Origin of the sequence: Acidisoma sp. S159 (assembly GCF_009766125.1) — a bacterium.
GTDB lineage: Bacteria > Pseudomonadota > Alphaproteobacteria > Acetobacterales > Acetobacteraceae > Acidisoma.
Genome location: NZ_LMUG01000041.1, coordinates 37,753 through 59,998, shown reverse-complemented (window position 1 = coordinate 59,998; position 22,246 = coordinate 37,753). Strand labels below are relative to the sequence as shown.

The window sequence follows — 22,246 nt, the reverse complement described above, 5'->3', positions numbered from 1 at the left end:
CTATTCCCGATGGCGCTGTCTTCCTGATTCGCGACGTGCCGCGCTGCGCCCTCGGCCGCTTTCGGGAAGCCGTCGGCAAGGCTGGCCATGTCGAGGAGAGTGCTTCTAGATATTGCGAAAGCGCGAGTGATCCTGTGAAAGGTTGACGGCGTCGCCTCGGCGATGTGGGACCTTAGACCAACTTCTTGAGCAACGGCGAGACTTTGAACCTCACGGTTTTGCCCGCCTTTACCTTGACCGGCTCACCTGTGCGTGGGTTGAGCTCCTTGCGGGCCTTTGTCTTGGCGACACGAAAGGTGCCGAAGCTGGGTAAGGTGAAGCCGCCGGAGGTTTTCAGCTCTTTGACGATGGCATCTATGAGGTCACTGCCGCTCGATTCGCCGCGACACCAGTCAACTCAGCAGAGTCCTGCAGAACGGAGGCAATGAAGCCTTTTGACACGCGCTCGGGCGCGTTAATGCGTCGAGCACCCGAGCGGGGTGTCACGCCATGCAACGTCAAATTCGACGCCGGTCTGCGTTATACGGTATGTGCCGCCCACCAGGCGTGGGCGCGTGGACTTCCAATGCGGACGGGGAAACGAGCCGGCCGATACCCACCTTAGTAGAGGGGCGACCACTTCACGCGCCGACCAATGAGAGCAAGCTTAACAGGTTCGGCGTGTCGACGATCCTACTTAGATGTGCCAGTGTTTGCCCTTATGAGAGAAGATTCAGAAAATCAGGCCATTGCCGGCGCGTGACAAGCTCAACCGGCATAGATGGAGCGAGGAATAGAATGTTCGGGATAAACGACCGCATCCGAAAGCACAGTGAGACACACGGCCCCATCCAGGTCGCGGTCATCGGCACCGGCGCCATGGGCGGCGCTCTTGTTGATCAGCTCACCATGGCACGGGGGATGCAGGCTGAGGTCGTAGTAGATGTTGATCTTGGCCGTGCCGCCGAAGTGCTGGGCGCCGCCGGCTTCATGGAGAACCAGATCACACGCTGCGTATCGGTTGAAGAAGCGGATGCGGCGCTGGCTGCCGGTCACAAGGTGATTACGACGAAGGCGGAAATCGCCTGGAGTCTGCCACAGATTGATTGCGTCGTGGAGGCAACCGGCAATCCGACATTCTTCGCCGATGTCGCGCTGGCCACGATCGCGGCCAAGAAGCACCTTGTCACCTTCAACGTTGAAGGTGATGTGCTAGTCGGGAACATCCTCAAGAAGAAAGCGGACGATGCGGGTGTCGTCTATACTGGCATCCACGGCGATGAACCGGGCGTGGTGAAGGCGCTGTATGATGAAGCTGATGCGCTTGGCTTCGAAATTCTCGCGGCTGGACGGCATGACTACGGCGGCGGCGACGTCAAATGGAATAAGGAAAATGTGGGCGCCTATCTCAAAAACGTGAGCGCGGGCGCCGTGCAGCGCAATGCAGCCCTCTTCGCCTCGTTCGTCGACGGCTCTAAGACGAACGAAGAATGCTGCATGATCGCAAACGCGACCGGGCTCGAGCCCGATATCCGCGGAATGCATGGACCGGCAGTCACCTTTAACGAGTTCGCGCAGCGTGTTCCCCAGCTCCTCGACAGCCGCGAAAATGGCGGCATCCTAAGTCGCACCGGTGTGGTCGAACGTATCGTCCCGGCGGAAGGTGCCCACGTCCAGCCTGTCTGGTGCTTCGTCGTAGTGCGAATTCGGAATGAACTGCAGCGGGTGTTTATGAATTCTATGTCCGGCCTCGGCAACCTGGTGGACGATAGGAGTCCCCTCGGTAGCGCAGCAGGCGTCCAACTACTCACTTCGCCGAAGGGAAAGTCGACGGTCGGCATCTTCTACACGCCTTATCATTACGTGGCGATCCAGGCGCCGATCTCAATTGCCATGGCAGTCGTCGATCGGCAGGTGACCATCGCACCGCTGACAAGCGGCAAGCGCTACGCCGACGTCATGGCGCTGACGAAAAAGGACCTCCTCCAAGGTGAGGTCATCGACGAGATTGGAGGCCTTTGCGTCGCGGGGCGTGTGGAAAAGGCGCGCATTGTGAGTGAAGGCAATTTTCTTCCCTTCGCCCTGGCGCGAGATGCCACAATGAAACGAGCCGTCTCGAAAGGAGAATACCTCACCTATGACGATGTAGTGCTCGGTCCCGCGAATGACCGCCTCGTGGCACTCCGCCGTGAACAGGACATCCTGTTTCCACCAGCCTGAACGGAACGAAGATGAGGAGTGGACTCTGGCGCAAGATGCGGCTCGCCGCGTCGCCGAGCACACCACCCCCGAAGCAGCCAGCCGCGAGGCCGTTGAGTTGTGACCTGAGGCGCGGTCAGTCCACATAGGCTTACTGTGCAGCAGACACCAGCCGTCCCTCCCTCAACACGCGGGAAGGGGTTTTTCGCGTTTTGATTACTTGTCCCCGCTCGCAACCGAGCGATGCTCGTGAATGCAGCGGCGGCGACGCGGGGTTCTCGACCGGGATGCCATTAGCCGAAGAAAAGCGTCCTGTCCGGCGGGTGCCCACAGGCACAGCCATGAGCCGTCTCACCGAAGATGTTCTTGAACACGTGTGGGGCACTCGCCGGAATGTTGATGGCCGAGGGTGCTCGTAAGTTTGCGTCTCCCCTCGGAAGGCGAACTCCAGCTCGTTGCCCAGCAGCGTGGATATCTCCTCAAAATTATGACGGTGCGGCGGCGGCCCGCTGCCGTCGGGCACCAGCATGTCGATCAGCCAAAAGCGCCTCGCAGTCTGCGCTCCGATATGAGGATGTAGGTGTCGCCCACGACCGCCATGTGACGCAGTTGAGGATCGTCAGGGGCGGCAGCCGTAAGGCTGCGATTGGGATCGCGGCTGCGGTCGTCTGGTGCGATCGCGCGATTCGGTTGAGGTGCCAAGCTTGAGACGGGGGCGTCGTACGGCTGACCGCTGCCTCCCGCCGCGCCATAGACTTGTCCGGTCGCAAAACTGGCATCCGCGGCCGCCAACTGGACATAGATCGAGCCCAGCTCCGCTGGCTGACCGGGACGACCAAGTGGCGTCATGCTTCCGAACTTTTCGAGCTTCTCCTGTGACGCACCGCCCGTCACCTGAAGCGCCGTCCAAATGGGCCCGGGTGCCACGCCGTTTACACGAATACCCTTCGGGCCAAGCTGCTTGGCTAGAGATTTAACAAAATTCATCGTCGCCGCCTTTGTCTGCGCGTAGTCGTAAAGATCGGGCGTGGGATCGTACGCTTGTTCCGACGTCGTCGCGATAATGGCAGAGCCGGGCGGCATGTGATGCAGCGCCGCCTTGATAATCCAGAATGGCGCGTAGATGTTTGTCTTAATCGTCCAGTCGAACTGCTCGGTCGAAATGTCCAAGATGGAGTTGTGTGCCTGCTGACGGCCGGCATTGCTCACCAAGATATCCAAACCGCCGAGCCCGGCGACTGCATCCGTGACAAGCTTCTGGCAGAAGGCCTCGTCGCGAATATCTCCGGGAATTGCAACCGCGACCCGACCTTCTGCCTTGATGAGCGCGATGACTTCGCGGGCATCGGGTTCTTCGGCAGGAAGGTAATTTATTGCCACATCAACACCTTCGCGCGCGTAGGCAACAGCAGCAGCGCGGCCCATCCCGGAATCACCTCCGGTAATGAGCGCCTTGCGTCCAGCGAGCCGACCTGATCCCCGATAGCTCTGCTCGCCATGGTTAGGGCGGGGCTCCATTTTGCTGACCAAACCCGGCCAGGCTTGCAACTGCTTCTTAAAAGGCGGTCGTGGGTATTTGTGGGTCGGGTCTTGCAACGGCCGCGACGGCGAGGGCGGTGACGATGTCTGTTGGCCGAGAGCCGGCCGCACCGCCGCCGCGACAGCAGCCAGTCCGATGCCAGCTCCACCGACCACGTTGCGCCGCGAAATCGCCTTTTCGTCGCTAATTGCCATGAGGCAGCCTCCCGAAATGGAGCAGCGGTATCCGCGGACTTGCATGCTCCCGCTGCGATATGGAGCCTGGCGTTCGAGTTTCGAGGAAAACCTGGAGTTGCCAAGAGAACGTGTGAGCGGGTGGCCCCGCCTGGTGTGCCTCTTCACCTTCGCGCCTTAACGCGTTGCCATCCCGACATTTGGCTGGTGATCCGGTAACGCCCTCGCCACCTCGGAAAGACGTTAGGGTCTCCGACTCTCCGATCTCGCGGATTGAGTAAGACGAGCAAATCGCGAGCTGAAGTTGCGGTTTCGTGACAGCGCCTAGCGCAAAGTTCAAGTCAAACCGCCCCAGCTGCCGGAACGGCGATGAGCGAGCCACTCAATGAGCCAGGACCGGAAGCGCGCTTCCTCAGCCTGCGCGCAGGCATTTGGGATGTCACGGAAACAGTTTGGCCCGCTCCTCATGCCGCTCCAGTTATAAGCACTGGCTTGGTCGGCGAACGTGTGATGATCGGCACGTTGATTCAGGAGTTCATCCGTCTGCCGGGGGATACTACCCACTCGGCCGTCAAACGAACCGACCTGCTCTGCTACAACCGACTAGATGGCCGCTGGGACTATGTGTCCTTCGACAGAAGGGATCCGGTCGGCTTTATGCCGGCCTGGAGCCTGGACCGGCAACCTCGACCGGATCGCATTAAGCTTCGCACCCATAGCCGTCGTCGGCGGCACAATATCGACCGGCCAGTTTCTACGGATGCGGCAGGAACTCGCTACGCAAGGCCCCGATCACGACACAAACGAGCAGTATTTCACGATGGCGGACGGCACCGGCACGGAGTGGCTCAATCACCGATATGACTATGTCCGTCGCGTCTGAATGGCACGCGATTATCGCGACGTGAAATGCGAACTACAGTTTCGACGCAGGGAGCATCTTGAGGTGACGCTTCAGCGCTCAGTCCAGTTGGCGGCGCTAAATAAGGGTGGGATCAGTGGCCGGGGTAGCCGAACAAGTCGAACGTCGGCAGGAGCGAAGTGAGTTTGGCGTAGAAGCCTGGATGCAGGCCGCCCGGAATTTGCTCACCAGCCGCCTTTGAGCTGCTCGGCCGTCGTCCGCTTCGCGGGATCGACGGGATCGGTGAGAGCCGATTGAAAGAGCACCTCCACGACTTGCCCGAACGTCTCGCTCGCGATGTGTGTCGTCGTCGAGGCCTCGCTGTGCGTTGTTGAAGCTCCCTCTGACTAGCGCAATGCGTTTTCGGCTCAAACGACTTTCGATTGAGCAGGTCATTGGGATCGACCGCCTCCAGCAATGCTGCGTGGGCGGACACGCGGCTATCCAATGCCCGAAACAAGGTTGAACGATAGATCGTCAAATCCTCGCCGACCGCGAGGTCAGCGAAAAGCGTGGACGGCGCGGTCGGCCGAGGACCATACGTGAAGACGAGCCTTGCCTCGCTACAGTTCGGATCAAGATCGACGATGCAAACACTCAGCGGGCTGAGATCTGGAGCATCGACGTCAAAGGTGATGTCGATCGTTACCTTGATGGAGGGAAGGAGGGAAGGAAGGGGTGCGACGATGTCTGGCGCAACAGCTCCCCCTGAAGTCCGGACCGCGGAAGGCGGGCCGCGCTACGGACAAGGTATACGCTAGGGATGTCCGCTTGCAGACACTTGTCCGCTGCAAGCGTCGACAGATACCTTCCGAGCGTCAGTCGCGCGGTATTGACAGCCCCGCGAGAAGCGGCGCGTAGGCGGCGAGCCTGCTGGACACGAACTCCGTGAAGAGTCGCACGCGCTTCGTCTTGCGTGTCTCCCCCTGTGTGAGAAGCCAAACCGTTCCGTACATGTGCAGATCGGTGCCCGGCACCCTCACCAGTAGGGGATCGGCATCGCCAATGAAGCACGGCAGTGTCGTCATCCCGAGCCCTTGCCTTACTGCAGCGATTTGTGCCTCAGCATCCGTGGTCCTGAATGGGACCCCTGTGGTGCGAACCTCGCCCTCGCTGGCCCAGTCCGGAATTCCATGCATGCTGATGACGATCCACCGGATGGAATCCGGTGCGCTTGCCCGCCACGCGGCGAGTCGATCGCGAGACATGTAGACGCCGCCGAGCAGCTCCGGTCCCTTCAGGCCGTGAAGATTGAGCGGCAGGGTTTTGCGGTCGTAAACGACGCGGATCGCGACATCGGCCTCTCGGTTGGTCAGATTTGCCAGCTCACCTGACGACAAGATTTCCATTTCGATGTCCGGATGCAGACGCGCGAAATCGGCGAAGTCCGGCATCAGCAGGTGTGTCGCAAGGGGCGGCGTTAGCGTCACCCGCAGAAGCCCGCGCACGCTCTGGTCGCGCCCGAAGACGCGCGTCTCCAGCTGGTGCGACGACGCTTCCATCTGGATGGCGAGCTCAAGGACCTCCTCGCCCGCAGCCGTCAGGCGGTATCCTGAAGGTAGCTTTTCGAACATCTGCGCCCCAAGGCGTTCCTCGAGCTGGGCGATGCGTCGCAGCACGGTCGAGTGGTTGACACCCAGGCGCCCGGCGGCAGCCCGCACTGAGCCTCCGCGCGCCGCGGCAAGAAAGTAGCGAACGTCATCCCAGTCGATCATGGTGCATTCTCGCGCCGCCAGCTGCGCCCTCCGAGCCCGTTCTACCACATCGAGCCGCAGCGCGCGCAATTGCCGCGCCGTTCAACCATCCCGCCGGATCGATTTCGCACCACCGATGTGCGCGATTCCGCACTCATCGCCAGCTTCCGGCAAGCTATGTTGAGGCCCTCGGGAGACATCACCCCTCCGTCGAAAACCCGAGATAGCGAAACGAAGGATGCACGACATGACCCGATTGAGTGGAAAAACCGCTGTCATCACGGGCGGAGCCACCGGCATCGGCCTCGCCGCAGCAAAGCGCTTCATCGAGGAGGGCGCTTTCGTCTTCATCTTCGGCCGTCGACAAGAAGCGCTCGACGCCGCCGTCGCAGAACTCGGACCCAATGCCCGTGCCGTAATGGGCTCGGTGTCCGATCTGGCCGACCTCGACCGGCTTTACACCGCGGTCAAGGCCGAGCGCGGGACCCTCGACATCGTCTTCGCGAACGCCGGGGCGGGAAGCGTGGCCAAGCTTGGCGAGATCACCGCCGAGCACATTGACGAAACCTTCGACACCAATGTGAAGGGCACGATCTTCACGGTCCAGAAGGCGCTGCCGCTGATGGGCAAGGGCGGTTCGATCATCTTGACCGGTTCGAGCGCCGGCACCACCGGCGCCCCCGGAATGACCGCCTACAGCGCGAGCAAGGCGGCTGTGCGCAACCTCGCGCGCACCTGGGCGGAGGACCTAAAGGGCACTGGCATTCGGGTGAACGTGCTGTCCCCCGGGGCGACGGCGACCGAACTCGCGAAGGCGGCGCTCGGCGAGGAGGGCCAGAAGGCCTACGCCGCGATGACGCCGCTCCAGCGCATGGCCGATCCGGCGGAAATCGGGGCCGTGGCCGCCTTTCTCGCATCATCGGACAGCAGCTTCATGACCGCCAGCGAGGTCGCCGTTGACGGCGGCCTGGCGCAACTCTGACCCCGGCGCGGTTCCCATGCCGGGCCCACGTAGCACCAGGGGAACAGTATTATGAAAACACTCGAAGGCAAGATCGCAGTCATCACGGGCGGAAGCAGCGGGATTGGGTTGGCCACAGCCAAACGTTTCGTGGGCGAAGGTGCGCACGTCGTGATCACGGGTCGACGAGAGAAGGAGCTGAAGGAAGCCGCAACTTTCACCGAGAGAAACGTTACGACGGTCGTGGGCGACGTGTCGCGCTTGGAAGATTTGGACCGCCTTTATGCCGTCGTGAAAGAGAAGCACGGCCACATCGACATTCTCTTCGCGAACGCGGGCGCGGGCACAATCGGACCGCTCGCGGTAGCTACTGAGGCCCATTTTGATCAGACCTTCGATGTGAACGTGAAGGGTCTGTTCTTTACGGTGCAGAAGGCCCTTCCCCTCTTCAAGGACGGCGGTTCGATTATCCTGAACTCTTCGGTGTCGAATGTGTTGGGCCTGCCAGGATTCAGTGCCTACGCCGCGAGTAAGGCGGCTGTCCGTAGCTTTGCGCGCGCTTGGACACTGGAGCTGAAAGATCGCAAAATCCGCGTGAATGCGATGAGCCCCGGTCCAACCGAGACCCCTGCCTTGGAGACAACGACGGGCCTTACCCCTGAGCAAGCCGAGCAAGCGGCCGCCCAGTTTGCGTCACAGGTCCCAATGGGTCGACGGGGCAGGCCAGAGGAAATCGCGGCTGCCGTCACGTTCCTTGCCTCCGATGAAAGCTCTTACATCACCGGCGTGGATCTGGCCGTCGATGGAGGCATGGCGCAGGTCTGATCCGGCGCTAACACAAGATCGGAGAGGCATTATGAGCTACGCGATTATCGGCTTTGGTAAGATCGGTCGCGCTCTTGCCAAGGCGTTTGCCCGCAACGGCATCGAAGTGTCCGTCGCAACCACACGCGACCCGGAAAGCTTCGCGTCCGATGCGGCCGCGATCGGACCCACGGTCATTCCCCAAACACTGGCGGAAGCGGTCAAGGCGGACATCATCTTTTTGGCTGTCCGTTTCGAGGCGCACCCGGATGTCGCGAAGGCGCTCCCCACCTGGCAGGGGAAGACAATCATCGACGTAACCAATGCCTACGGCGTGCCGCCCGAGGAACTGGGAGGACAGCCTTCTTCCAAGTTCATCGCGCAGGCCTTTACTGGCGCAAGACTGGTCAAGGGATTCAATCATCTGGCCGCGGCCGTCCTCGACCAAGATCCGGCCGCACATGGGGGCAGGAGAGTCGTGTTCCTGGCGAGCGACGATAACGCTGCCGCGGCGGAGATTGGTGCGCTTGCGGAAAATCTCGGTTTCGCGCCGATCGAACTTGGCGGGCTTTCGGAAGGCGGACTGCTTGTGCAGGCGCGCGGAAATAGTTGGGGTCGGCTGATCTTTAAGGACCTGGTCAAAGTCGACGGATGAAGACGACGTGCGCACCGGCAGGGCCACGATGCAGGGATCGAATCGAGCGCGATCCGATCCAAACGAAGTGGAGGCATTCCCATGAGCATTGAGAAGAACATCCAGACCGTGAAGGACTTCTTCGCCGCACTCGGCCGTGGCGACAGGGAGGCGCTGCTGGCGCTGGTCGCCGAAGACATCGAGTGGATCATTCCGGGCGAGGCCTGGCCGCTGGCCGGAACGTATCGCGGGCACGCAGGGCTGGCGAATTTGCTTGGGACAGCGTCCAAGTCGATAGAAACGTCCACGGAACCCCGGGAGTTCGTAGCGCAAGGAGACCGGGTCCTGGTCATCGGCTTCGCGAGGGGAAAGATCAAAGCCACGAACAAGACGTTCGAGGACGACTGGATCTTCGCCATCACGGTCCGGGACGGCAGACTGACGAGCATTCGGGAATATGTCGACACCCAGGCATTGGCGCGGGCGGCCGAGGTAGATGCGTCCGGGCCGGCGTAGCGCTGGCCATCTGCGGCCATCGACTCAGGGTCGACGGTGAATGAGCCGCGGATCGCGCCCCCGCACGCTGCGCCTTCTTCAAATGCCGACTTGTAATGGAGATCTTGATGTACGACCAATCCAAACAATCTGAGTTGATCCGGTTCTCGCGCGTCGATGCGGGCTCCACTGTCATTGACGTTTACCCGGGCGACGGCAACTGGACCCGCCTCTTCTCCGACATCGTGGGGCTCGGAGGTTGGGTCTACAGCTTCGTGCCGGCCGAAGTCGCCCATTTCAAGAACGATCCGGTCGGCAGCATGCGGACGCTTGCGAAGGAGCCGGGCCGAGAGAACGTCGTGGTTGTCTCAGCGGACATCGTGGCGATGCCGGAGGTCACACAGCCGGCGGACGTCCTTTGGCTGCACCTCTTCTACCACGATCTCCACACCGCGCTGATCCAGGCCAGAGGCGCGACGGCGGCCGACTTCAATCGAGCTGTCTACAAGCTGCTGAAGCCCGGCGGGTACTATGTCATCGTAGACCATGCCGCCGCCGCAGGCTCAGGCACGAGCGACACCCAGTCTCTGCATCGGATCGACCCTGCGGCCGTCCGCGATGAGGTGGAGGCGGCCGGCTTCGTGCTGGATGCACAAAGCACCTTGCTCGTGAACAAGGATGATTCGCACTCGATCAAGGTTTTTGAACCCGGGATCAAGGGCGAGACCGATCGCCTCGCCTATCGGTTCGTGAAGCCCTGACAGGTCTCGGGCACTCCCAAGCGATTTCAGGAGTTCGGCTTTCTACGGCCGCATCTTCGACCACGAGCTGGTGTCGGCCGTGTAGCGAAAGGTCGAGCCGACCAGCTTGGAGAAGATTGCCGCAGGGCACGTAAACAACATATTAACACGCGAGAAGCTCTGTTGGACTAACCCGCTGCGCGGGAGTCGCGTGGTCGCGCGCGATAGGTTGAGCAATCCGGCGTAGTCTTCCGCGAGGCCGGTAATCGTTCGTTGTTCATCTGACTGCCCCGTTTGCAGGACCGTGGCACGCCACACCTGCATAGGAGCAATCGATGACCCCGCTTCGCCAACGCATGACCGAGGACATGGAGCTTCGCGGCTTCTCGCGACATACGCAACGTGCCTACGTCCAATACGTCGCCATATTCGCACAATACTTCCACAAATCGCCAGAACTCCTCGGGCCTGCCAAGATCCGAGCCTTTCAACTCTATCTGACCCAGGAGCCGCACCTATCGCCCAGTTCGATGGCCGTCGCGGTCACGGCGCTGCGGTTCCTCTACAAACCACCCTCAAGCGCGACTGGACCGTCGGTTCCAGGTCCTATTCAACCTGCTTCACTGTCTTTGTTGGCCTGACGGTCGTGTGACTGGCACTTAGGACAGTTGCGATTGCGACAAGAGTTGTAGGCGATGCGTTGATGACCGCAGCCGTCGCAGCGCTCGACATGCCCGCCGAGGGCTGCGGTGCGGCACAGCCCGATCGCTCGCATCGCGTGGCGCTGCACGGTGGAAAGCGACGCGCCTTGAATGGGCATTCTCCTACCCGGCCCAGCGATCAGTCTGAGCCATACCCCTCGGCATCGAACTCGAGGCTGGGCACGGACTGATTGCTCAGCCATGCGCCGACTGCCCACCGCAGTCATGAGATTTTGCCACCCTAATGTGAGGTTTTTCACTGCTGCCGAGGTATCAACCGAGGTACATACCTTGGCAGGCTTGGCCAGAGTCACATCAGCCAGTCGAGCAGATTGGAGCTCAGTCGCCGTGATTTTTTATTCCGCCTTGCGCGATCCAAACACCGGTTCTCGTGGCCGAGTTCGCCTTCCGATCGATGAGCCTGGTTTGCCCCAGACCGCAACGGGTCTCTTAGCGAGTGCGCCCCCTTATGCTTGTCTGAAAGGCGCTCGGAAGACTTCGCCGGCCCGAAGTTGGCCCTTACCGGAAACAGCCCGCGCAAACATTTTGGAGTTAGGTTTCTCGACTATCAGCGAGGTTTAGGCTGGGAGGATCGCCCAAGCATCGGCGGCACCCCCTTCACCAGCAACTAGGTCACGGCGATCAACATGGCGATGCGCCACCAGATGCGCGAGTCCTGGGGAAGATTCTGGCAGCTGCTATTTGCGCCTGATCAGCAATCGGGCGATCATTCATCAGAATCGGTGGCGGCCTCAGTGGAGACACGTATGCCAGCCCAAAAAGTAGTGATGCCCCGACGCGTCAGGTTGCTGCCGGCCATCCTCGCATTCGCAGTCTGCGGCATCGCTACGTCGGCACGGGCGAATTGGGCGTTCACTCATTGGGGCATGACGCCCGAGGAGGTCGTAGCAGCGTCGGGGGGCGCCGCACACGTCCTGCCGCCGAACGAGCGAACACGCTATGACGAATTACACTGGGAGCTGAGCGTCAAGGGCCATTACCGCGAAGGCCCCCTGGCGTATCAGATGGGCTTCATGTTCGACACCGAGACCCACCGCCTGAAGTGCGTTCTGTACAATGCAACGGGCGACGATGTGCGGCCGCTGACTGAGAACCTTATCGCGAAGCTGGGGAAGCCACAGAAGGACAGCGACTTCGGGTCGGTTCGGGACATGACCTGGACTCACGGCGATGAGGTTGAGCTGGCGATCAACCAGCAGCCGGCTGCCGCGGTAACCTACTGCGCGCCGGATTGAATCCCCCGCTCGCCGTCTTGTTCGCGCTTTGTTATTTCGCGATGGGGGAGGGCGATCCATGAACGACCAGGTCAGGCTCATCCCCTCGGACCTTCAGCCAGTTGATGACGCGGAACTCACCCGGCTCGTTCAGACAAGGCTCGAAAGCATGGGCCGGCGGTCGGTGCATCCGGCTGACAGGATCGCTGCGGCCCATCTCGCCGCGGAGGTCGTGCGCGCCATCCAGGGAGCGAACTACGTCATCCTCCAGGGACATCGCGCTGCTTGCGAATAGCGGCCGGTGCACCCGCCCGAATTCAGCCTCGTGCACCTCCTCTCGGATTGGCCCGAATGCTTCATCGAGGCGCGCAATGCCCGGTCTTTAAGCGGAGCACCGTGGCGTCGATTAAGCTTCTCATGCAGTAGCGCGGTGATATGCCGATGATGGAGGCCGTGAAGTAAGCGTCAGCCAACGGCCGCGGGATGGGGTGTTTGAGCAAATCTGCCCCAGGTCTATGATTTCCATTGCCAGGGCAGCAGATCGTCGATTTTGTGGATAGGATAGTCGGCGATTCTTCGGTCGAGGTTCAGATTCGGCGCACGGGAAACACGGTGCGCGGGCCGCCGCGTCGCTGGGGAGGGGCGGGTGAATGACGGGCTCTTACGGCAATCCCCGAGGATCAGTCGCGGCGTCCTCCTCCACCTCGCGCTTCGCCCTCAGACGCGCCTTGGAGGCCGCGCCGGCGCGTCGGTTCGCGTCTTCTGCGTTGCTTACGTGCTCCCTCTATCGCTGCCAACTCCTCGGGCGTCAGCACGACGGCTTCGTCACCCGGGCTCGGTGCGCCATGCCGAGGCTTCCAGTTGCGCATGTTGTCAAACGAATCAGAGAACTAACCCCGGGGCGAACTGAAGAATTGACCCCCACTCATTGTGCACTGATTTCGGCGGTATCGAGCGCAGATCCCGCCTTCTGCAGAAGGCCGGATCTGCGCTTCTCGCGAAGGCGATAGCTGTCTCCCAGGATAGTAATCACATCGGCATTGCCATCGTGCCGGAAAAAGCGTTCACGCAGCCAGTCGCCTTGCCCATCGAATGCCGATCGCCGCTCAGGCTTATGGAACGTGATAATGCCGCAGCCCGAAGGTAACGCCGCACCGTACTCCGTGCGCAGCCAAACTCGCTCGACAATCGTTTGGCTCCCCACCCAAGCCCATGGAGCTGCATCATCGCCGTGCCCTCTTCAGGCTGAAGCATCTCCTCTCCCTGCATTGTCCTCGCCAATGCAGGAAATTCTGGAACCCCACTCTCCATCTGTTCTTCCTTCTAAATCTCGAGGAGGTCAGTTCTCCAATTCGTCAGGGGGTCGCATTCTCACTTCGTCTGACGGAAACCTCACGTCATACGCGACTGATGTCGTCGGCCATCGATCAACCTCCTGGGCCAGGTCAGATAAAAAAGCCGGGACCGATGTCCCCAATGGACCACTGGCTCTTCTACCAAGCCGTCGGCATTCACGCCGATGACGTGACGACCGGCGGCTGGGTCTACGTCGGTGCCGCCGAAGTGCCGTCGGCAAAGAACGAAACGGATTAGCCTGCACTCAAGCCCCCTCGTTTCGAGAGCAGAAACGGACCGAACCGTTGTGGTGATGAACGGCTACGCTTTCCGTTTCGTCCTGCTCGGGACCGGCTGGGCTTCGGGCTCGGCCGCCTTACTCTTGCCACCCGTTATCGGCAGCTTGAGACCCGTCTGACGACGATCCGGCTCTTTACGCACCTTCGTTGGTTTCGGCTGTTCGTCCACGGTGTTCGCCTGCGCGAGGCTTCTCTTGAGCGCCGCCACAAGGTCAATGACATTTCCGCGTTCAATGGGCCTTTCCGGCTCCGTTACCAGTCCGCCACCCGCCAATTTCGCGTCTATCAGGGCCCGGAGCCGGATCTCGTAATGGTCTTCGAGATCGGCGGGATCGTATTTGCCGGACTGCCGCTGGATCAGCTGCGTGGCAAGATCGACCATCTCAGGATCGGTCTTGAGCTGCGCGGCCTTTTCGAAGAGGTCATCCGAGCTGTTGAGATCGCGGTCTTCGTAAAGTGTGTGGGCCATCAAGCCTATGCCTATCGGGCGCAAGGCGATTGTCCGCTCCCTCTGAGAGATGACGACGCGCGTCAGCGCTGTTTTGCCGGTCTTCGCAATCGCTTCACGGAGAACCGCGTAAACGTCCTCACCGGCCTTGCCGTCGGGCGCCAGGAAGTAGCTGGCGTCATAATACATTGGATCGATAGACCCTGCATCAACGAACTTCTCCACCGACATGATGGAGGAGCTTTCGACTTTCACGCTCTCAAAATCTTCGTCGCTCAGGATGAGATACCTGTTCTTGTCGAACTCGTATCCCTTGACGGTCTTGCCGCGTTCCAGCGGCTCGCCGGTCACGCTATCCTGCGTGACGGTTTTGATGCGGTTGCCGGTGTCGGGGTTGATCATATTGAAGCGGATCGCAGCCCGGTCGTGCCTCGCGTTATAGAGGGCGACGGGACAGGAAACGAGCGCGAGGCGCAGATGCCCGCGCCAGATGGGTCGTGATGCCATAGTCAAGCCACCGGAAAGTTTCTAGTGCCCTAAGGATGCGGTGGTGAGCGCTGCCAGGTAAGAGTGTATTTACGGCCGCGCTCATCCAGGATCACAGAAGATGGTCGCATCATCTTGCGAATCCGCAGATGCGACGAGACGGTCGATCTCGCGATGTCACTACACAACTTCGTGAGGTGCAGCAGCTTGCTCAGAGCAGAGAAACTTTCTCAGCTTCACAAAACGCCGATAAGGGAAGAATAAGACTCTATTCACAATTTCCGGGCCAGCCGCATCCTCCTCTCCAGTTCGCGTAACACGAAGTATAGGGCAGGGTCAGCATAGACCCTGAAACGCATGGATGGGTCTCCGATATTGTGTGCCCCGCCGCGACTGGCGCTGGGACCATCTAAGGATCGTGTTGCTCCAGCCCGCGGCGGGGCATATTCATCGACGCAAGGCTAGTTATTCGCGAACTTGAACCGCTGTCGCATTGTTGAAATGCGTGGCGACGGCCCTCTTGAACAATCAAAAGGGGCTCAAGTGTCTGTGCGGCTCGCGTGAGGGCCCCTGCTGGAGTAGTCGATCGAGATTTTAGGCTTGGCCATAGCAAATGAGCTCCTCATTCCACCAACGACGAGATTCCCCCACAACTCTGGAATCGAAAATGACCTTCAGCGAAGCATCCCAAACTCGCGGCTTTTCGGTGCCATGCAGTAGAGCTCGCGTATCTTGGTCTTCAGCAGCTTTCCCGTAGCCGTGTGAGGTAGCTCCGGCGCGAAAACAACACTATCCGGGATACGCCATCGTGGTACCCGCCCGGAAAAATGCGACAGAATTTCCTCTTCTGTCGTCGCGGCGTCCGGCCTTGCGACGACGACCAGTAACGGACGCTCACCCCAGTGCGCATCCGGACGGGCAACGCAGGCCGCCTCCTGCACAGCCGGGTGAGACAGGGCAATATTCTCAAGTTCGATTGAGCTGATCCACTCGCCACCGGATTTGATGACATCTTTGCTGCGATCGACCACCTGAAAGTATCCGTCCGCATCCATGGTCACCACGTCTCCGGTCGATAACCAGCCCGGTCCGGCGTGGGAGGAATTGGGCTCGTCGCCATAATAGCTGGATGCCACCCATGGCCCGCGAACCTGCATATCGCCAAAGGCGGTTCCGTTACAGGCAATCTCGGCACCTGTGGCGTCCATGACGCGGAACTGCATGGGAAACACTGGGCGGCCCTGCTTGGCCGCAAAGCGGGCTTCCTCCTCCGGCGCCTTGGGCGGCATGCCGGCTTTCGGTGTATTGGTCAAACCAACCGGGCTGGTCTCAGTCATTCCCCAAACATGCAACGGCGTTACACCAAGGTTGCGAAAACGCTCGTGCATGACCGGAGGACAGGTCGACCCGCCAATGGCTACTCGTTCGAGCGGCTCAAGACTGAGCCCATTTTTCATGACCCAATCCAGCAGAGCCATCCAAACGGTCGGGACGCCTGCGGTGAACGTGACGCGCTCTGCCGAAATCAGTCCGTGAAGGCTCGCACCGTCGAGCTTTGACCCTGGCAGAACCAGCTTGGCTCCGACTATGGCAGCCGCATAGGGTAGTCCCCAGGCGTTGACGTGGAACATCGGCACGGCGGGCATGATCACCGATCGAGCCGACAATGCGAATGCATCCGGCGTGCAGGCCATCATGGCGTGCAGCACGATCGACCGGTGGCTGTAGAGCACGCCTTTAGGGTAGCCCGTGGTTCCGGAGGTGTAGCACAAGGCGGCTGCAGTGTTTTCGTCCAGCACTGGCCAGCTGAAGCTGTCGGACTCTGCCTCCAGTAGGTCCTCGTAGCAAAGCATCGAGAACGAGCCGAGCGACTTGGCGGGCATTTGCAAGGCATCCGTCATGACGACGACCGTCTCGAGCTGGGTCAGGCGGGTTGCGACAAGCGCGATTAACGGCAGGAAATCCAGGTCGGTGAACAGGACCCGGTCGCTGGCATGATTCACGATGAATTCGATCTGGTCGGGGAACAGCCGCGGATTGATCGTGTGGCAGACCAGGCCGGCGCTGGCGGCGCCATAGTAGACTTCCAGGTGCCGGTAGCCGTTCCAGGCGAGCGTGCCGACCCGTTCACCGGCTTTGATGCCCAGACGTGACAAGGCGTTCGCCAAACGGGCGCAACGCCGGCCGAGATCGGCGTAGGTTGTCCGGTGGATCGTGCCATCCAAGCTGCGTGAAACTACCTCCGCCTGCCCATGATACTGCGCTGCGTGAAGGAGGATCGACGAGACCGAGAGCGGGACATCCATCATCATGGCTCGCATCGGATTCCCATTTCCTTCTGATTATTTGGGTCGTTTGACACGCCGGATTTAGAACTCGTCCTGGGTCATAGCCATAAGCGACGCTGCCCCCGCGGCTACCGACGCATCCAGTGCGAGGGTCTGCGGTAGGAGCCGTGCCATGAAGAATCGGGCTACGCTGAGCTTGCTGCGATGATGGTCTTCCATTGCCGCACCGCGGGTCAAGGCGAAGAGCGCCATGCGCGTCCACATCCAGCCGAGCGCCACCAGCGCCATGAAGCGGAGGTAATCCACCGATGCGGCGCCGGCTTCCGCTGGATCTCGCCGCATGCGGTTGACAAGCCTTACGGTTGCCGCTTCTAGCCGGTCCAGCGCCGCGGCGAGCGGGAGCGTGAACTCGGTAGCGCCGGGTATGCCGGCTCCGTCGGTGATAGTCGCTCGCACCAGGGCGAAGAAGTGGCCTGGCAGCGCGCCATCCTCCAGGACGAGCTTCCGGCCGACCAGGTCCAGCGCCTGTACGCCATTGGTGCCCTCATAGATTTGCGCGATACGAGCGTCACGGACGAGCTGCTCCATACCCCATTCGCATATGTAGCCATGGCCGCCCAGTACTTGCTGGCCCAGCACCGCGCTCTCGAATCCCATGTCGGTGAAGGCTGCCTTGATCACGGGCGTGAGCAACGCCGCCAGTCCATCCGCCGCCGAACGCACCGATGTGTCGGGATGCAGCGCAGCCTTGTCCATCTCCAACGCCAGCCACACGGCTAGCGCCCTGCCGCCTTCTGTAAAGGCCCTGATCGTCAGCAACATGCGGCGTACGTCGGGGTGGACTAGGATGGAAGCGGGTGGTTGGTCCGTCTGCCACTCCGGGCGCACGGCCCTGCAGGCGCTCGCGGGCATACGCGCTGGCGCCCTGATACGCCGCCTCCGCAATCCCCAGGCCCTGGATGCCGACGAATAGCCGTTCCGCGTTCATCATCGTGAACATGGCCTGCAGTCCACGATGTGGTTGGCCAACCAGCCAGCCAGTCGCGCCGTCGTAGTTCATCACGCAGGTTGGCGAGGCCTTGATGCCCATCTTGTGCTCGAGAGAACCGGTGGTCACGCTATTGCGCAGCCCAACCGGTGCATCCTTACCTGGAAGGTATTTCGGGACCAGGAATAGGCTGATTCCCTTGATGCCCGGTGGTGCATCCGGCAGACGTGCCAGCACGAGGTGGATAATGTTCTCCGCCATGTCGTGATCGGCCGCGGTAATGAACATTTTGGTGCCAGTCACACGGTAGCTGCCATCCGCCGCCGCCTCGGCCTTGCTGCGGAGCAGGCCAAGGTCAGTGCCGGCGTGGGCTTCCGTAAGCGCCATGGCTCCGGTCCATTCACCGCTGACCATACGAGGCAGATAGACGGCCTGTAGATCTGCGCCGGCGTGGGCAGAAATTGCCTTCACCGCGGCACAGGTTAGGCTCGTGACAAGCCCAAAAGAGAAATTCGCCGATGAGAGCATCTCGTCGAAGAGTACTTGCAGCGCTCGCGGCAGTCCTTGGCCACCGTGGTTTGCGTCATGCGACAATCCGGCCCACCCACTGGCAACGAAGGCGGCATAAGCCTCGGGGAAACCTTTCGGCGTGCGCACTACGCCGTTGTCCAGCGTACAGCCTTCCTGATCACCAAGCCGGTTGAGCGGGAAGACTATCTCCGAGCAAAACCGGGCAGCCTCCCGCAGCACCTCTCCCATAAGCGGCAGAGATGCGTCGGCATGACCGGGTAGCTCGGACAGCACGCTCTCGACACTGAGCAACTCGCCCAGCACGTAGAGCATGTCGGTGACGGGAGCAGAATAGGCAGGCATCGTCAGCTCTCTCGGCCGGTTAATTAGTCTGGACGCTCCACGAGATGATGATCCGTCTCAGAGACACCTCGTGGGGGCAAGACGTTGGTCCGTCTTGCCCAATAGTCGCGCCGCGGGTATCGCGGCTTGAGCCAGCAACCGAGATCCTGCGTGAGATCACCGAGGAAGGTCGACTTGTTATTAGACGGCTTCGTCCGATGCAGCTTGCTGAACAGGCCAAATCGACGGATGGTCGACGGCGGATCGAGAACTGCGTCGCGAGCGTGAGCTGCGAAGCAATATGACTGCTATTGACTCGAAGAGGCTCAAGTGATTGGGGCATTGGTTCTCGGTGTTTGGGAGCTTCGAGGGTCTTAAACGGTCTCGTTGCGGACACTCAAGGCGACAGGAAAGCGTGCACGACAGCAGCTCCCAAGATGGCGACGGAGACCACTGCGAAGCAGAACACTGCGGCAATTGTCATGCGGAGCCAAATGGGTTCCTTTCCGTCGTCCATCGCTCCCTCCCGAAAGCGGCTGACAGCTAATTCTCTGCCTCGAATTCGTCCTCCGACAAATCTTGAATGAAACGCGCACAGATGGCGACGCTCGGGTCCTGATTGGCCGCAGCCGGTACTGGCAGCATTACGGGATGGTGTTCGACATAGAGGACAACGAGGACCCCCGGGGTTCCGCGGATGTCGCCAACCTTGATGCGATCCCCAGGAACAGGCAGCGTCTCGAAACGAAACGCCCCGAAATTCGAGTCTTCTTCCTCCGAGTGAACAACAGCGTCGATCACATTGTGGGCCCGCCCAACGGCATGATAGTCGGAAAGAAAAGCCCGGCGCGCTGCTGAAGCGGTCGGTATCAACTCGCTTTTCAAGAGAACCATGCTTACGCCGCGCCGGTTGATGTCAATGTTTTTCTGCAACCGTGGCTCTACTGGGACGCCAACCTTGTCGGCGCAGTCGCAATCTAACTACTCTGGGTTGTATAACGCACGGAAAGCGGGAAAGTGGGACTTGGCCGCCCCCGGGCGCCTTCAGGGCCTTGCCGCTGCCTTGGTGAGAAGGAACCACTTCGCTCGCTCGCCAAGGTCGCCGCGCTTCCACAGCGTCAATCAACCGTCCGAGGGCGGCAGATGTGGCGTCTGTTCAAAATCGATGGTCCAGTCGAACTCAAACCTCATGGGCGGGTTAGCAGTTTGAAGCTGTCGAGTCCCGGGTCTTCGACAAAGCGAGTAGCGTCATGCCATCGCTCAACAAGGAGGCCGAGATGCACGGCCACCAAATGTCGGATGGCCTCCCAATCATTCGCCGGCGTCCTTCTGCATGCTTCGCTGAGCTCTAAAGCTCATCATACATTAGGAGGACCGGCAACACCCGATCGGCCGTGGGAGAACGCTCTCCTCGGACATCACGGCGTGCCGTGCACGGTTCGTGAGCTCACTGGACGCCTACAAGTTCGCATTGGTTGAGGCCAGTCCTCTGAATCTGGCGAGTGCAGAGATCGCGGACTGTTCGCCAGTCGAGCCCAAGCTCGAGGCGTCGGGACGGTTCCCCCGTTTCAAGATTTGCGCCGGTGGTTTCTCGAACCTCGCTGTGTCGTCGTAAGGCTGGCGACGGCCAATTGCGAGCATCGGCGGCTCAGGGGAGAAATGCCAACCCGATGTCAAATACTCTCCGGCGGAGTAAATCTGAAATCGATCATTTTAGATTAAAGGTAACGTCGTCTAAATAGGGGATGCATTCTGGGGTGACGCCGGAGTGCGTCATCCTACACAGTGACAACAAATTATCCTCTGCTTTATCAAAGACTCCAAATGTTGGCTTAAATGAATCTCCTTCGACAAAGGCTCAAAGACTGTTGTCCTTTCCAGAGAAGTCAAATGGGCGCACCACATACTGATGGTCTTGGAGGATTGTCTGCGGAACCCAGTGTTCGGAGTGAAGTTGGTAAAGAAACCCCACTGTTTGTTCCGGAGTGCACAGGAAAGACGGAGTCTGCGCTGCCGCGCGTCCCGCGACCAACGAAAGACAAAACGTGATACTCACCAGAGTGCACTTGATTAAAGTCCGCTCCTTCGACGGTTCGAACAGTAGGTGGGTTAGTTCGATCTCCTCGAGTCAAATAGATGGGAAATACCCTCCGTACGTCAGTATGTCATTGTCGGACATCTTCGCCTTGCCCAACGCGACATCCATGGCCCGGAACGAGCGGGACGTGGTTACGGTCGAAGCGCCGAATCAGATTACACATCATAGGTCGCTCCGGTTCCTGCGTAACGAAGGCGATCCGATCGGCCGCCGAATTTTTGCATGATTTCGCGACGCAGCACGGTGCAGGCTGAGGCGGCAACCCCGTCGGAATGTGCTATAAGGGGTCTCGGGGTGCCGAGGCCCGTTATTTCGGAGGGCCCGATGGACGTTCAGGGTCGGAAGCTTGCCGTCAATGATGTGATTGCCGATTTCGCGCAGCGAGACGTTGAATACTACTTCGGGGCATTCAGTCGCCCTGCGGCCACAAGCGTTCGCTGTCCTGCGCTACTTGGCTGAGCATGCCAGCCGGCTCGTCACCAAGGACGAACTTATGGATGCGTTGTGGGCCGGCCGCATCGTAACCGATGACAACCTTGTGCAGTGCGTGCACGAAATCCGCCGTGCATTCCAGGATACCGACCGCCTGGTGTTAAAAACCGCGCCGAAACGCGGCTACTGGCTGGTGCTACCCGCCGCCGCCCAGCAGCGAGCTTGGGGGGAGCCTGGGCGGCCCGGGTGCGGCGATGGCTCGACCGAGGCGGGTGCAGCGAGCGCCTCTGACGGCGGAAACCTCGGCGGGCGCGTCAGGGTCTCCATCGCCGTGTTGCCATTCGTCAACATGTCTTCGGATCGAGAGCAAGAGTATTTCTCAGATGGGATCACCGAGGACGTCATAACTGATCTATCACGCTGGCAATCGCTGGCGGTTGCCTCGAGCAACGCCACCTTCAGCTTCAAGGGTCATCGCGTCGACATCCAGGCGGTGGGGCGCGAGCTTGGCGTGCGTTACCTGGTAGAGGGCAGTGTCCGCCGGCTCGGAGAGCGCGTCAGGATCACGGCTCAGTTGATCGATGCCCAGACAGGCAATCACGTCTGGGCCGAACGGTACGATCGTCCGACGCGAGATCTCTTCGCCCTGCAGGACGAACTGGTTCGAACAATTGCGGGAACCCTGGTCGGCCGGGTGTATGTGAGCAAGGCAGAACATTTGCGTCGTAGGCCACCGTCCAGTCCGGCCGCTTTACGACCTTACGATGCGGGCCAACTGGCTGGTATGGGACCAACCGTTGGCACGGGCCGAGGCGAAAAGCTCCCTTGAGCAGGCGATTGAGCTCGACCCTGAATATGGGCTTCCTCACAGCCTATTGGCGATGATCCTGCAACGCGAGTTTAGCCGGGCGCTCGCATGGCCGCCGGAAGTCCTTGATCGCGCGTTCGCACTGGCGAAGCGAGA

General features: G+C 60.5%; 16 protein-coding genes and 5 pseudogenes. 11 read left to right on the top strand and 10 right to left on the bottom strand.

What is annotated here, in order from left to right:
- Nucleotides 1-172: 172 nt before the first annotated feature.
- Nucleotides 173-441 (bottom strand): annotated as a pseudogene (locus GSQ92_RS11710) (HU family DNA-binding protein).
- Nucleotides 442-777: 336 nt separating this feature from the next.
- On the opposite strand from GSQ92_RS11710, the gene GSQ92_RS11705 reads away from it, so the two are divergent.
- Nucleotides 778-2,199 (top strand): hypothetical protein, encoded by a 1,422-nt coding sequence (locus GSQ92_RS11705; RefSeq protein WP_159013481.1) that lies wholly within the window; start codon nt 778-780, stop codon nt 2,197-2,199.
- Nucleotides 2,200-2,901: 702 nt separating this feature from the next.
- Here GSQ92_RS11705 and GSQ92_RS11700 read toward each other — a convergent pair.
- Nucleotides 2,902-3,912, bottom strand: a pseudogene (locus tag GSQ92_RS11700) (SDR family oxidoreductase); the annotation flags it as partial.
- Between the two features lie 601 nt (nt 3,913-4,513).
- On the opposite strand from GSQ92_RS11700, the gene GSQ92_RS11695 reads away from it, so the two are divergent.
- Nucleotides 4,514-4,774 (top strand): hypothetical protein, encoded by a 261-nt coding sequence (locus GSQ92_RS11695; RefSeq protein ID WP_159013480.1) that lies wholly within the window; start codon nt 4,514-4,516, stop codon nt 4,772-4,774.
- An 836-nt stretch (nt 4,775-5,610) separates the two neighbouring features.
- On the opposite strand, the gene GSQ92_RS11690 is transcribed toward GSQ92_RS11695, so the two are convergent.
- Nucleotides 5,611-6,507, bottom strand: coding sequence for a LysR family transcriptional regulator (locus GSQ92_RS11690; RefSeq protein WP_158803722.1), 897 nt, complete (start codon nt 6,505-6,507; stop codon nt 5,611-5,613).
- A 226-nt stretch (nt 6,508-6,733) separates the two neighbouring features.
- Here GSQ92_RS11690 and GSQ92_RS11685 point away from each other — a divergent pair, with 226 nt between their 5' ends.
- The 6 genes from GSQ92_RS11685 (at nt 6,734) to GSQ92_RS11660 (ending at nt 10,761) form a co-directional block, all read left to right on the top strand.
- Nucleotides 6,734-7,468: an SDR family NAD(P)-dependent oxidoreductase gene (locus GSQ92_RS11685; protein WP_158803575.1), complete on the top strand. Its 735-nt coding sequence runs from the start codon at nt 6,734-6,736 to the stop codon at nt 7,466-7,468.
- Nucleotides 7,469-7,519: 51 nt separating this feature from the next.
- Nucleotides 7,520-8,272 (top strand): SDR family NAD(P)-dependent oxidoreductase, encoded by a 753-nt coding sequence (locus tag GSQ92_RS11680; RefSeq protein WP_158803574.1) that lies wholly within the window; start codon nt 7,520-7,522, stop codon nt 8,270-8,272.
- Between the two features lie 31 nt (nt 8,273-8,303).
- The gene (locus GSQ92_RS11675; RefSeq protein ID WP_158803573.1) at nt 8,304-8,906 is read left to right on the top strand and encodes an NADPH-dependent F420 reductase; all 603 of its coding nucleotides are present in this window, start codon (nt 8,304-8,306) and stop codon (nt 8,904-8,906) included.
- Nucleotides 8,907-8,987: 81 nt separating this feature from the next.
- Entirely contained in the window at nt 8,988-9,401 is a 414-nt protein-coding gene (locus tag GSQ92_RS11670; RefSeq protein ID WP_158803572.1) for a nuclear transport factor 2 family protein, read from the top strand.
- A gap of 107 nt (nt 9,402-9,508) precedes the next feature.
- Nucleotides 9,509-10,141, top strand: a complete 633-nt coding sequence (locus GSQ92_RS11665) for a class I SAM-dependent methyltransferase (RefSeq protein ID WP_158803571.1) — start codon at nt 9,509-9,511, stop codon at nt 10,139-10,141.
- A gap of 314 nt (nt 10,142-10,455) precedes the next feature.
- The gene (locus GSQ92_RS11660) at nt 10,456-10,761 is read left to right on the top strand and encodes a site-specific integrase (RefSeq protein WP_159013479.1); all 306 of its coding nucleotides are present in this window, start codon (nt 10,456-10,458) and stop codon (nt 10,759-10,761) included.
- On the opposite strand, the pseudogene GSQ92_RS11655 reads toward GSQ92_RS11660, so the two are convergent.
- Nucleotides 10,755-10,940: pseudogene (locus tag GSQ92_RS11655) on the bottom strand (transposase zinc-binding domain-containing protein); the annotation flags it as partial. The gene GSQ92_RS11660 and the pseudogene GSQ92_RS11655 overlap by 7 nt on opposite strands.
- Before the next feature lie 528 nt (nt 10,941-11,468).
- Here GSQ92_RS11655 and GSQ92_RS11650 point away from each other — a divergent pair.
- Both GSQ92_RS11650 and GSQ92_RS11645 read left to right on the top strand, forming a co-directional pair.
- Nucleotides 11,469-12,077, top strand: coding sequence for a hypothetical protein (locus tag GSQ92_RS11650; protein ID WP_158803569.1), 609 nt, complete (start codon nt 11,469-11,471; stop codon nt 12,075-12,077).
- A 58-nt stretch (nt 12,078-12,135) separates the two neighbouring features.
- Nucleotides 12,136-12,351, top strand: a complete 216-nt coding sequence (locus tag GSQ92_RS11645; protein ID WP_158803568.1) for a hypothetical protein — start codon at nt 12,136-12,138, stop codon at nt 12,349-12,351.
- Nucleotides 12,352-13,083: 732 nt separating this feature from the next.
- On the opposite strand, the pseudogene GSQ92_RS29810 reads toward GSQ92_RS11645, so the two are convergent.
- The 6 genes and pseudogenes from GSQ92_RS29810 to GSQ92_RS11620 form a co-directional block, all read right to left on the bottom strand.
- Nucleotides 13,084-13,367, bottom strand: a pseudogene (locus GSQ92_RS29810) (IS21 family transposase); the annotation flags it as partial.
- 345 nt (nt 13,368-13,712) lie between these two features.
- Nucleotides 13,713-14,645, bottom strand: coding sequence for a Ku protein (locus tag GSQ92_RS11635; protein ID WP_158803566.1), 933 nt, complete (start codon nt 14,643-14,645; stop codon nt 13,713-13,715).
- A 653-nt stretch (nt 14,646-15,298) separates the two neighbouring features.
- Nucleotides 15,299-16,930, bottom strand: coding sequence for a long-chain fatty acid--CoA ligase (locus GSQ92_RS11630; protein ID WP_371418026.1), 1,632 nt, complete (start codon nt 16,928-16,930; stop codon nt 15,299-15,301).
- A 63-nt stretch (nt 16,931-16,993) separates the two neighbouring features.
- Complete coding sequence (locus GSQ92_RS31700) at nt 16,994-17,734, bottom strand: acyl-CoA dehydrogenase C-terminal domain-containing protein (protein ID WP_371418025.1); 741 nt, start codon at nt 17,732-17,734, stop codon at nt 16,994-16,996.
- Nucleotides 17,735-18,020: 286 nt separating this feature from the next.
- A pseudogene (locus GSQ92_RS31695) lies at nt 18,021-18,743 on the bottom strand (acyl-CoA dehydrogenase family protein); the annotation flags it as partial.
- A 552-nt stretch (nt 18,744-19,295) separates the two neighbouring features.
- A complete protein-coding gene (locus tag GSQ92_RS11620; RefSeq protein WP_159013478.1) occupies nt 19,296-19,685 on the bottom strand; it encodes a hypothetical protein in 390 nt (129 codons plus the stop codon).
- Between the two features lie 1,529 nt (nt 19,686-21,214).
- Here GSQ92_RS11620 and GSQ92_RS11615 point away from each other — a divergent pair.
- A complete protein-coding gene (locus GSQ92_RS11615) occupies nt 21,215-22,111 on the top strand; it encodes a winged helix-turn-helix domain-containing protein (protein WP_159013477.1) in 897 nt (298 codons plus the stop codon).
- The last annotated feature ends 135 nt before the right edge of the window (nt 22,112-22,246 follow it).

Coding starts and splice junctions, on each gene's coding strand:
- GSQ92_RS11635 (WP_158803566.1), bottom strand. CDS start 14,645: ATGGCATCACGACCCATCTGGCGCGGGCATCTGCGCCTCGCGCTCGTT.
- GSQ92_RS11670 (WP_158803572.1), top strand. CDS start 8,988: ATGAGCATTGAGAAGAACATCCAGACCGTGAAGGACTTCTTCGCCGCA.
- GSQ92_RS11630 (WP_371418026.1), bottom strand. CDS start 16,930: ATGGATGTCCCGCTCTCGGTCTCGTCGATCCTCCTTCACGCAGCGCAG.
- GSQ92_RS11685 (WP_158803575.1), top strand. CDS start 6,734: ATGACCCGATTGAGTGGAAAAACCGCTGTCATCACGGGCGGAGCCACC.
- GSQ92_RS11695 (WP_159013480.1), top strand. CDS start 4,514: ATGTGTCCTTCGACAGAAGGGATCCGGTCGGCTTTATGCCGGCCTGGA.
- GSQ92_RS11660 (WP_159013479.1), top strand. CDS start 10,456: ATGACCCCGCTTCGCCAACGCATGACCGAGGACATGGAGCTTCGCGGC.
- GSQ92_RS11705 (WP_159013481.1), top strand. CDS start 778: ATGTTCGGGATAAACGACCGCATCCGAAAGCACAGTGAGACACACGGC.
- GSQ92_RS11680 (WP_158803574.1), top strand. CDS start 7,520: ATGAAAACACTCGAAGGCAAGATCGCAGTCATCACGGGCGGAAGCAGC.
- GSQ92_RS11650 (WP_158803569.1), top strand. CDS start 11,469: ATGGCGATGCGCCACCAGATGCGCGAGTCCTGGGGAAGATTCTGGCAG.
- GSQ92_RS11690 (WP_158803722.1), bottom strand. CDS start 6,507: ATGATCGACTGGGATGACGTTCGCTACTTTCTTGCCGCGGCGCGCGGA.
- GSQ92_RS11645 (WP_158803568.1), top strand. CDS start 12,136: ATGAACGACCAGGTCAGGCTCATCCCCTCGGACCTTCAGCCAGTTGAT.
- GSQ92_RS31700 (WP_371418025.1), bottom strand. CDS start 17,734: ATGTTGCTGACGATCAGGGCCTTTACAGAAGGCGGCAGGGCGCTAGCC.
- GSQ92_RS11665 (WP_158803571.1), top strand. CDS start 9,509: ATGTACGACCAATCCAAACAATCTGAGTTGATCCGGTTCTCGCGCGTC.
- GSQ92_RS11675 (WP_158803573.1), top strand. CDS start 8,304: ATGAGCTACGCGATTATCGGCTTTGGTAAGATCGGTCGCGCTCTTGCC.